Genomic DNA, 9,707 nt, shown 5'->3' on the forward strand with positions numbered 1-9,707 from the left:
GAGCCGGATAAAAAAGCTGGCCCAACGCCTGCATGGAGCGCAGGCATTTGAAACCGTGTTCTGCAGAGCGTCCTTAAGCCATCGTGGGACACCTCATGGCCGAACACGGACTCTGGCGGACGAGACTGTCACGCGCATGCCAGCCGAGTGGCCTCGCGCCACACTAGCGAGCATCGAGAACCTAATGGATTCTCCAATGCAGGCGTTTAGCGATCGGCATGGGGTTCTCGTCGGAAATGGTGGCCGGACGGACATCGAGAGCGCCTTACGTTTGTTCACGCCGATCTCAAATCACCAGGCGAACCGTTTCATCTGCAATGTCGATCAATGATCTCGAACAATCGGTGGCACGATTTGACGAGGTGTTGTTCAGGCGCCGTAGCAACCCCGAGCAAAAGGCCACGCACCGTCCACGACGGATTTGCGAACCACGCGGACAAAGGCGACGGCGCGATACCGGCAGTCATCGCCTCGCGAACGATCCGCACGTCAGGGGCACCGTCCGGTAGTCGAAGAAGCACTGCCAGGCCCGCATTCACCCACTCCGCGTTCCGCATACGCAACTGCTCAGCCAACGCGTCGCGCTGCGAGGAATATATACGCTTGAGCCGGCGCACACGCCGGATGTAGTGGCCTTCATGCATGAATTGCGCGGTGGCGATCTGGATAACCGGCGACGGCGCAGGAGCCAATGTCGCAGCCACCTCCGCGAATGCGTTAGCCAGTTCGGGCGGGGCCACGACGAAGCCAAGCCGCAGAGCTGGGCTGACAGTCTTGCTGAAGGAGCCGATGTGGATGACGCGCTTGCCCTCATCGAGAGACGCCATGGCTGGCGCCGGCCTGCCTGCCAGCTGCAGTTCGCCGAGGTAGTCATCTTCAATGACCCACGCATCGGTTGAGGCCGCCCACTCAAGCAACTGAAGGCGTCGTCTCAACGACAAAGTCGAGCCTAGAGGCGCCTGCTGACCGGGCGTCAAGACCGCTAACGCGGCGTCCGGGGCGGTCTCGATGCCGTAGTCCACGTTGATACCGTCCGCGTCCACCGGTATCGGCACGATGTTCAACCGAGCCAACTCCAGCCCCTTGCGGGTGACCCTGAAACCGGGTTCTTCCATCCAGGCCTTCCTGCCATCCAAACCTAACACGCGAAGCGTCAAGCCTAAGCCTGCGCTGTATCCGGACGTGATGAAAACCTGCTCCGGATGACAGTGGAAGTTTCGCGCAATGGAGAGATTTCCTGCAATCTCTCTGCGCAGTTCGAACTCTCCTCTCGGATCGGGATAGAGCAGCGACGACAAGCGATCGGCTTTTAGCAGGTTGGAGGAGCGAGCCCGCGAAAAAAGCTTTTCCGGTAGCCCCTCAAACGCCGGAACACCGAGTTGGAAAATCGCCGGCCCGGCCATCATCTCCTCGTACGACCTCATAAAAGACCCGAGCCGCGCCGCTTGTCGTTGAGTTGTCGCGACGCGAAGCCGCGGGGCAACGCGAGTTCCTCCGGCTCCAAACGTTTCGGTCATCTGCGAATCACTCAAGCGCTCATAGGCAGCTTGAACCGTCCCACGCGCCACCCCAAGCTGCGAGGCAAGGTCTTTCCACGATGGCAGACGTGTTCCCGGCTCGAGCAGCCCTGACTCTATTGCCCTGCTGATGCTCTCGAAAATCTGTTCTGCAAGGGGCCGCTTTGCCGTTCGGTCGAGCTGAATCTGCAGGTCTGAATCCATCTTCTTGGTACACACAAAAGTCACGATCTTGGTTCTGTTGTACGCACTGTCGATGGTACAGAATCTGTCCTGCCATCGGTGCTACGACACGAAGTCAATACGGTAGGGGGCTCTTGCAATCATGCGCCCGATTTTCTCTCCGTATTCGATCGAATCTGTGAGCGCACCGCAATTGCGGGCATTTACGCGCCGTGCAGAAGTCCACGGGGAACGGAGTGTTGCACAGACGGCGCGCGCCTGCACAAGGCCTTTTTTAGTTAGGGGTTTAAAGACGCTCGCTGAATTCGGTGCGCTGCGTTTCAAGCAACGGCTTTCGTCTGCTATCCGAGGCCGACGACTTAGGGACAAGCGATCACGCGACCGCCATCGCGCCCAAATCCGCCGGAGAAAATTGTATGAATATTTTGCATATCGATTGCAGTCCGAGACTGGAGTCGCATAGCCGAAAGCTCTCGGCTGGGATCGTCGAGAAGCTTCAAACAGTCTTCCCGAGCGCGCAAGTTCGCCGGCGAGACCTCGGATTGGAGCCGATACCTCATCTTGGAGCGGCGTACGCTGACGCACTCTCCACGCCTGCGACATTGGCTGCTGCAGGACGAACCGCTGACGCGGTCCTCCTCGCTGAGGAACTCATTGAGGAGGTCGAGACTTCCGACGTAATTGTTATCGGAACCCCCATGAATAATCTGACGATTCCGTCCGTCCTGAAAGCGTGGATCGATCAACTTATCCGCGTGGGTCGCACGATGCTGTCGACGCCCGCTGGCAAGGTCGGAATGCTTCGAGACCGTCCGGTTTTCGTCGGTATCGCGTCAGGTGGGGTGTTCACTGGCGAGCGCGCCAGCCAGCCAGATTTCCTCACGCCCTATCTTTCTGCCGTACTGACTTGCATTGGTTTCACCTCCGTCCACTATGTGCCGCTGCAGGCAACCGCATTTCTCGATCAGGAGCAAGCCGCGCGACTTCGAGCTTCTCTGATCGCCACAATCGAGCCACTTATGGCAAATCTCGTGTGCAGCGCCGTTTGAGCGTGCTGATATCTCATGCCAAATCTCCCGACGCCCTCGCGACTCTCCGTTGTGGAGAAACTATCGTCGACGACGATTAGCGTACGCTGGAGCGACCCCTGCATGGGACGTTACGAGAGCCAGATTTGGGGTCTTGGATCGGCACCTTCGGATGCTGTCTGTGCGCTATCCGGTGAGGCTATACATCGCGGTGACCCTATATTTCGCCCGCGTGTGAGTCGAACGTATGCACCGGTCAACCGCCATAGAATGATTCTGGCTTCGGTAGTAGCTTGTGCTCTTGAGGAAGCATCATGTTAGGAACACTGCATCATGAGCGCGTCGCACAAGGTGTGGTCGTGATCGGCCACCTGATTTTCCCATGCTGAGGCCTTACGGGATCATATGTCTCACGTCGACTGGTTGAGTAGCCTGCTGCAATTGATCACCGTCACTGGTCGGCCGGAAGTACGCTGCGCCTACGGCGCACCGTGGCGCGTCGTGTGGGATCAGGCGGCAAGCCATGAAATCCCCTACCACGTCGTCCTTAAAGGCAAGGCGATTATCGAGGATCCAGCGACGGGAATGGCAAAGGAGCTTGTCGCTGGCGATATCGTCTTATTGCCCCACGGCTCAGCGCACGTCCTGCACGACGGCAGTGGAATTCAGCCCGGACCCACTCGCGAGCGCCAGGACCTCGCCGGGTGGACGTTTAGCGAGAATGATGGCGCTGGCGAACATCTCGATATGTTATGCGGCCGCTTTTTTATTGCGCCGCCCCATGATCGACTGATCCGCAATTACCTTCCGACGAATCTGGTGGTGCGGACTACGGGCGGCGGTGATGACCCCGATATCGAATCCGCTTCGAATCATCTCGCCAATTTTGTGCGCTTCATGCGCGGCGAGTCTACCGGAGAAAAAGTGGGCGGTTACGCCGTCCTCAACGCGCTCAGTTCGGCGCTGTTCACCATCGTGCTGCGCGAGGCGAGCAAATCGAATCAGGCCCCGACAGGCTTGCTGGCGCTCGCCGGCCATCCACGGTTGGCGCCCGCGATTTCGGCCATGTTCTCCGATCCCGCGCGCGCGTGGAACCTGCTGGAGTTAGCCGCCCTGTGCAACATGTCGCGCGCCACGTTCATGCGGCATTTCCAGGAAACGCTCGGATATTCAGCCATCGATTTGCTAACCGACATCCGCATGAGCCACGCCGCGAACGAGCTGAAGAAGCCGACGATGACCACGGAGGCCGTGGCCGAATCGGCTGGTTACCATTCCGTGTCGTCGTTCCGCCGTTTGTTCACCGAGCGGATGGGCATGACACCCGGTGAATGGCGCCGTCTCGCACGTCAAGGGCGATAGCGCCCGAGATTTGTCGTCCCCGGTTCGAACCAACACGGGACAGGATCCGGCGATGTCGGCGCGGGGCGAATGGCCTTCGCCCGTGCTTCCTTCGATGCAATCTTGACTGCATGACCTTGATCGCGTCGGCGCGATGAACGCGGCTGCATTGCCAGATCGAGCGAACCAATCAGCTACACGCGGGTTGATCCTTTTGGACACTTTGTTGAGCATTTCCGCTCTCGAAATAACCGCTAGGAAGTCTTAAAGTTGAATCACCCAACCACTTGACGGCAAACACGCAGAGGGTGCGACGCCCCGGTGAAAGCGGCCAAGGTGATCAGCAATCGGCAAAAAAGCTTTGAATTTTTGCCGACCACTTTCCAAGGCAGCACTTCTGCACCCAAGCAGTTCCCCTCACCCATAGGAACCACCATGAACAGCGGAACCACCATGAATAATGCAGTCATTGAATGCATCGTCAGCCGCAGCGCCACGAAGTATTACGACCCATCGGCGACGTTGAGCGACGACGAGATCAGCGAACTGGTGCGGATCGCCACCAGCGCCCCGACGTCCTTCCACCTGCAGAACTGGCGCTTTATTGCCGTCCGCACGCCCGCAGCGAAGGCCAAGCTCTTTCCACTTGCCTGGAGCCAGCCCGCTGTCGCGGACGCGGCAGTTACGTTCATCATTTGCGGACAATTGGTCGACACCAGCGTGATTCCGGACCGTCTGGCCCCGCTGGTCGAAGCAGGCGTGATGCCGGCGAAGATGGTGTCGGAGTGGGAGAACCCGGCACGCGAACTGTACATGGCATATCCGCAGCGTCGCCGCGACGAAGCAGTTCGCACCGCAACGTTCGGAGCGTCGGCAATGATCTACGCAGCCCGCTCACTGGGTCTGGGTTCGACGCCGATGATCGGCTTTGACGCCGAGGCTGTTCACCGCGATTTCGGTCTAGCCGATGACGAGGTGCCCGCGCTCCTGCTCGCCATCGGCGCTGAGCGTCAAGGGAACTGGGCGCAAAAGCCGCGCCGTCCCGTGGCCGACGTGCTCGACCTCGTTTAAGCGTATCGCTGGGCGCTCAGCACGCAGAGCAACCGGCCAGACATGAATAGGGGTCTCGTAGGCAAGGTAACTCCCGCCTGAAGGCCTAACAGCTTCGACCCTGATCCGGGACCGAAGTAATGCGAGGGAAGGGTCTAACGATGAACCCTTCTTGATAAGTAGTGCAAATCAATCAGAGAATCAATCATGACCCGAACCACCATTCTTACAACGGAACAAGTGCCCGCCCAATCGAAGGCGACGCTTGATGGCTTCACCAAGAACATCGGCTTCACGCCGAACATGATGGCCGCGTTCGCGCAGAGTCCGATCGCGTTCAACGCCTGGGCGTACCTGCTCGGCTCGCTGAGCAAGGCGCTCGACGTGAAAACGCGGGACAGCATCGGCCTCGCGGTCTCCGAAGTGAACGGTTGCGACTACTGTCTGACGGTTCACAGCTTCACGGCAGAGCACCTGGCAAAGCTGCCGGCGGACGAAATCGTTCTCGCGCGCAAGGGTCGTGCCAACGACCCGAAGCGCGACGCAGCTGTCCAGTTCGCGCGCAAGGTAATCGAAACGCGTGGGAAGGTGGGCGACGCCGACCTGAACGCTGTACGCGAGGCGGGCTACACGGATGCAAACGTGATGGAAATCGTAGCGCTGGTGGCTATGTATTCGCTGACGAACTTCTTCAATAACGTTTTCGACCCGGACATGGATTTCCCGGTCGTCGCGCCGGCTGGTTCGATCTGATCTCGCGCCTACGACAAACGTGACGTTGTGCACCCCGAGAGCGAGCTCTCGGGGTCATCCGTCGGAACGACCTGACGCTCGGTGGAACGGTGGGCCATGTTCGGCGAAAGGCTGGCTCGTTCCCTCACCAAGGACATTAATGACACTTCAGCATCCAGTCTTCGCGCGCTGGCCAGCGCGCCATCCCGACAGGCTCCAGCTATTTTCCCTGCCGACTCCCAATGGAGTAAAGGTCAGCATCATGCTGGAGGAGACGGGCATTGCGTACGAAGCCCATCGTGTCGACATCATGGCGAACGAGAACCAGGAGCCTGCGTTCGTTTCCCTTAACCCGAACGGCAAGATTCCGGCGATCTTCGATCCAAGCGGACCCGCTGGGCACCCGGTAGCGTTATTTGAATCCGGTGCGATCCTGCTTTATCTCGCTGACAAGACTGGGCAATTCCTCTCTGCCGATCCTGCGATCCGCTACGAAACGATCCAGTGGCTGATGTGGCAGATGGGCGGCGTCGGGCCGATGTTCGGTCAGGTCGGATTCTTCAACAAATTCGCTGGCAAAGCCTACGAAGACAAACGACCGCGTGACCGGTATGCGGCGGAATCCGGTCGGCTCCTTGGCGTGCTCGACACACGGCTCGCAGGTCGCAACTGGATGATGGGCGATGACTACAGTATTGCTGACATCTCGCTGCTCGGGTGGGTGCGCAATTTAATCGGCTTTTACGAGGCACGGGAGCTTGTCGGTTTCGATCGATTCGTTCATGTCCAGCGATGGTTCGATCGCGGTCTCGCGCGCCCTGGTGTGCGGCGTGGCCTTGAGGTGCCCGCAGCCTGAATGAGTCCGGGCTTGAAAAAGGAAGGCCTGCAGCCCTCGCTGACACTCTGAAGGAGAAGAGCATGAATATCCGGACCATGATCATTGCCAGTTACCTTGCGCTCGCCGCGATGGGTGCAAACTCCGCCGCAGCCCACGACGGAGACGGACAAACCGTAACGACGAAATTCGACGCGACGATTCCTAACGTCCCCGGCAATTCATTGATTGTCTTGGAAGTCACTTACGCGCCTGGCGCGTCGTCCGTGCCCCACACGCACGCCAAATCGTCATTCATATACGCATACGTGATCAAGGGCGCTGTCGAATCGAAGGTGAATGACGGTTCGACGCGCGTTTATCGGGCGGGTGAGGGTTGGTCAGAACCGCCCGGGGCTATCCATTCGATCAGCCGAAACGCGAGCAGTACCGAGTCTGCGAGATTGCTCGCCGTGTTCGTTCTCGACACTGAGGACAAAACACTGACCGCGCCGGTCAAATAGCGTGAAACCCATCGATCAACAACGAATCCTGCAAGGCACGCGAGAGCGTTGCTCCAGTTCGCAGGCTGTGCGATTGCCGGTTTGATCGAATCGTTCCGTTGTGAACCGAGGCTAACAAATTGTCATGCCGCTGAACAATGTCGTCGATCGAACCTATTGCTTGCTGCGGGGGCCGATCTCAGTTGCATTTCACAGCGAACCTGCCATATGGATTTCGGAGCATTCTATGCAATCAGTTGAGATTAAATCCATCGAACGAAGGGATTTCGATATCTGGCTTTCGCTGTGGGAAGGCTATCAGCGATTCTACAAGGTAGATATCCCCAAAACGGTGACGCGCGACACTTGGGAACGCTTCTTTGACCCCGACGAACCAATGCAGGCGGCTCTCGCCGTGGTGAGCGGCCGACCGTGCGGCTTTGCGCACACGGTCTACCACCGATCGACATGGACAAGCGCCGACTACTGCTATCTACAGGACCTGTTTGTTGCGCCTGACGCTCGTGGACATGGCATTGGTCGCATGCTTATCGAACATGTGTACGCGGAGGCGAAACGTCGAAAAGCCCCGCGCGTGCACTGGCTGACTCATGAAACAAACTATCCCGGCAGGCTCCTTTACGACACCGTGGGAGAACGCTCCGGCTTTATCCAGTATCGAAAGGTGCTCCCGTGAACCTCATTTCACAGCCTTCGCCAGAACACTGCCGACGCGCCGTGTGCCAGATGGAAAAGACGCTGGCTTCCGTTTGGCTCCTCGGTAATTCTAACTTTTCCTGGACTACTTCGGCCGAAGATAATCCGGGGACCAGTGTCAGATAAATGGAGCAGGGATCTTGCAAGAAATGATTTAACATTCTGAATCGGGAAATCAAAATGAGCATTCGCGCAAATCAGTTTCGCTTTCAAATCGCAGAGAGGAGCACCGGGTCTCGAACTGGTCTTTCGTTGCTCCGATGGGCGCTTGTCATCATCTTTTTGTGGTTCGGTGCAATGAAGTTCACCCATTACGAAGCCGCTGGAATCTCGCCTTTCATCGTCAACAGTCCCTTAATGGAGTGGTTGAATTCGCTATTTGGCGTCCAAGGGGCGAGCGATGTAGTTGGATTGCTTGAGCTGTCGACTGCCGTCGCTTTGACCATCGGATCGATTCAACCACTTTTCTCCGCATTGGGAGCTGCGATGTCGGCCGCGACCTACCTGATCACGCTTACCTTCATGTTGAGCACCCCGGGCGTGGCCGAAGCGACCGCGGGTGGTTTTCCCGCGATTTCAGCTTTGCCTGGCCAGTTTCTTCTTAAAGACGTCGTTCTGCTGGCTGCATCCCTTTCACTTCTGCTCGGATCGATTCAGGCCTCGCGGGCGGACGCACAGCAGTGATCTGAAAGAAGTTGGATATCCTGATAGTCTGAGGAGATGGCAAATGGAGAGCAAAACTGCGCGAAGCGCTGAGATCGGCGAAAGAATTTCTGGTAAATCCTCGCATCCGGATGAATGCGGTGTCCGCGACTGGTTGGGCCCGGAGGCGTTCCAACACTGGCGCGAGCTGCGAAGCTGGATCGACGAGTTCTACCCCAACGTTTTCACGCCTGATTGGATATACGGTGGTAAGAAGCGTGGTTGGGCCTTGCGTTATAAGGAAAACAGGGCCTTCTGCAGTTTGCTCCCGGCGTACAGACAGCTGTCCGTTCTGGTAGTACTGGGCCGGGTTGAACGAGAGAAGTTTGAAGAACGGCGTTACTTCTGGAGTTCGTCGTTGGTCAACCTCTACGACGAATCCCGGACTTACCATGACGGGAAATGGCTGACGATTCCAGTCTTGTCGGCAGATGATCGAATCGAGGTGACGGATCTCATGAGTATGAAACGTCCCACGCGTTCGCGCCTTCACGGGTTGTAGTCGTTGACAGTATCAGCGCTGCGCTGTTTCGCACAGCCTGTTGCGCGGCTTTCGTTCTGGACCGCAAATAATTTCGTCGGTCCGCCACGGGCAGACCGTCGCGCACGCGCTGCGCGGATGCTGACGTCGCGAATCAGCGTAGGGCGCGGCCGACTCATGGATCAGCGATTTTGTGCAACAGTTCATCGAATGAGAGTTCGGCGACCGGTAATCACCATCGCGCATGCTGATCCTCGATCTTGGATTGCGTAAGCGCATTGGAGTTGAGACTGGCTGAAAACGACGGCGGATTCAACCGGTCGATGCAATAGCTTGATGGAATCTCTCAGCTGGTGTCTCGTAATCTAGCGTCTTTCTTGGACGCTCGTTCAGCCTCCTCGCCACGGCATTGAGTTTTGCTTGCGAATAAGTCGACAGATCGATGCCTTTTGGGAAGTACTGTCTCAGCAGCCCGTTCGCATTCTCGTTGGAGCCGCGTTGCCACGGATGCTTGGGGTCACAGAAATACACGGCAATGTCAGTGGCGATGGTGAAGCGTTTGTGAACCGCCCCGGAAATGTAGGAGACTTCGGATCTTGGCTGTAACGGGAGATTTGAAGCATGGAAAGCGAAGGCAAG

At 57.8% G+C, this 9,707-nt stretch carries 13 protein-coding genes; 11 read left to right on the plus strand and 2 right to left on the minus strand.

What is annotated here, in order from left to right:
- Nucleotides 1-331, plus strand: a 331-nt coding sequence (locus AWB75_RS39085) for a hypothetical protein (protein ID WP_235012419.1), incomplete at its 5' end; no start/stop codon positions are given.
- On the opposite strand, the gene pdxR is transcribed toward AWB75_RS39085, so the two are convergent.
- Nucleotides 309-1,721: a MocR-like pyridoxine biosynthesis transcription factor PdxR gene (gene pdxR / locus AWB75_RS35365; RefSeq protein WP_061128601.1), complete on the minus strand. Its 1,413-nt coding sequence runs from the start codon at nt 1,719-1,721 to the stop codon at nt 309-311. The two genes, AWB75_RS39085 and pdxR, sit on opposite strands and share 23 nt — an antisense overlap.
- A gap of 395 nt (nt 1,722-2,116) precedes the next feature.
- On the opposite strand from pdxR, the gene AWB75_RS35370 reads away from it, so the two are divergent.
- The 10 genes from AWB75_RS35370 (at nt 2,117) to AWB75_RS35415 (ending at nt 9,089) form a co-directional block, all read left to right on the plus strand.
- Nucleotides 2,117-2,749, plus strand: coding sequence for an FMN-dependent NADH-azoreductase (locus AWB75_RS35370; protein ID WP_061128592.1), 633 nt, complete (start codon nt 2,117-2,119; stop codon nt 2,747-2,749).
- Nucleotides 2,750-2,764: 15 nt separating this feature from the next.
- On the plus strand, nt 2,765-3,049 hold the full coding sequence (locus tag AWB75_RS35375; protein WP_087087178.1) for a DUF3331 domain-containing protein: 285 nt from the start codon (nt 2,765-2,767) through the stop codon (nt 3,047-3,049).
- A gap of 84 nt (nt 3,050-3,133) precedes the next feature.
- Nucleotides 3,134-4,090 carry an AraC family transcriptional regulator gene (locus tag AWB75_RS35380; protein ID WP_061128593.1) on the plus strand — a complete coding sequence of 319 codons (957 nt, stop codon included), beginning with the start codon at nt 3,134-3,136 and terminating at the stop codon, nt 4,088-4,090.
- Nucleotides 4,091-4,522: 432 nt separating this feature from the next.
- The gene (locus tag AWB75_RS35385; protein WP_407642205.1) at nt 4,523-5,140 is read left to right on the plus strand and encodes a nitroreductase family protein; all 618 of its coding nucleotides are present in this window, start codon (nt 4,523-4,525) and stop codon (nt 5,138-5,140) included.
- 186 nt (nt 5,141-5,326) lie between these two features.
- Entirely contained in the window at nt 5,327-5,872 is a 546-nt protein-coding gene (locus AWB75_RS35390; RefSeq protein WP_061128595.1) for a carboxymuconolactone decarboxylase family protein, read from the plus strand.
- A 139-nt stretch (nt 5,873-6,011) separates the two neighbouring features.
- Entirely contained in the window at nt 6,012-6,707 is a 696-nt protein-coding gene (locus tag AWB75_RS35395; protein WP_061128596.1) for a glutathione S-transferase N-terminal domain-containing protein, read from the plus strand.
- A 62-nt stretch (nt 6,708-6,769) separates the two neighbouring features.
- A complete protein-coding gene (locus AWB75_RS35400) occupies nt 6,770-7,189 on the plus strand; it encodes a cupin domain-containing protein (protein WP_061128597.1) in 420 nt (139 codons plus the stop codon).
- Nucleotides 7,190-7,415: 226 nt separating this feature from the next.
- Complete coding sequence (locus AWB75_RS35405; protein WP_061128598.1) at nt 7,416-7,865, plus strand: GNAT family N-acetyltransferase; 450 nt, start codon at nt 7,416-7,418, stop codon at nt 7,863-7,865.
- 200 nt (nt 7,866-8,065) lie between these two features.
- On the plus strand, nt 8,066-8,569 hold the full coding sequence (locus tag AWB75_RS35410) for a YkgB family protein (RefSeq protein ID WP_061128599.1): 504 nt from the start codon (nt 8,066-8,068) through the stop codon (nt 8,567-8,569).
- 43 nt (nt 8,570-8,612) lie between these two features.
- A complete protein-coding gene (locus tag AWB75_RS35415) occupies nt 8,613-9,089 on the plus strand; it encodes a DUF3788 domain-containing protein (RefSeq protein WP_061128600.1) in 477 nt (158 codons plus the stop codon).
- Nucleotides 9,090-9,380: 291 nt separating this feature from the next.
- Here AWB75_RS35415 and AWB75_RS35420 read toward each other — a convergent pair.
- Nucleotides 9,381-9,707, minus strand: a 327-nt coding sequence (locus AWB75_RS35420) for an IS30 family transposase (RefSeq protein WP_235012420.1), incomplete at its 5' end; no start/stop codon positions are given.

The organism is Caballeronia catudaia (assembly GCF_001544755.2).
Taxonomy (GTDB): Bacteria; Pseudomonadota; Gammaproteobacteria; order Burkholderiales; family Burkholderiaceae; genus Caballeronia; species Caballeronia catudaia.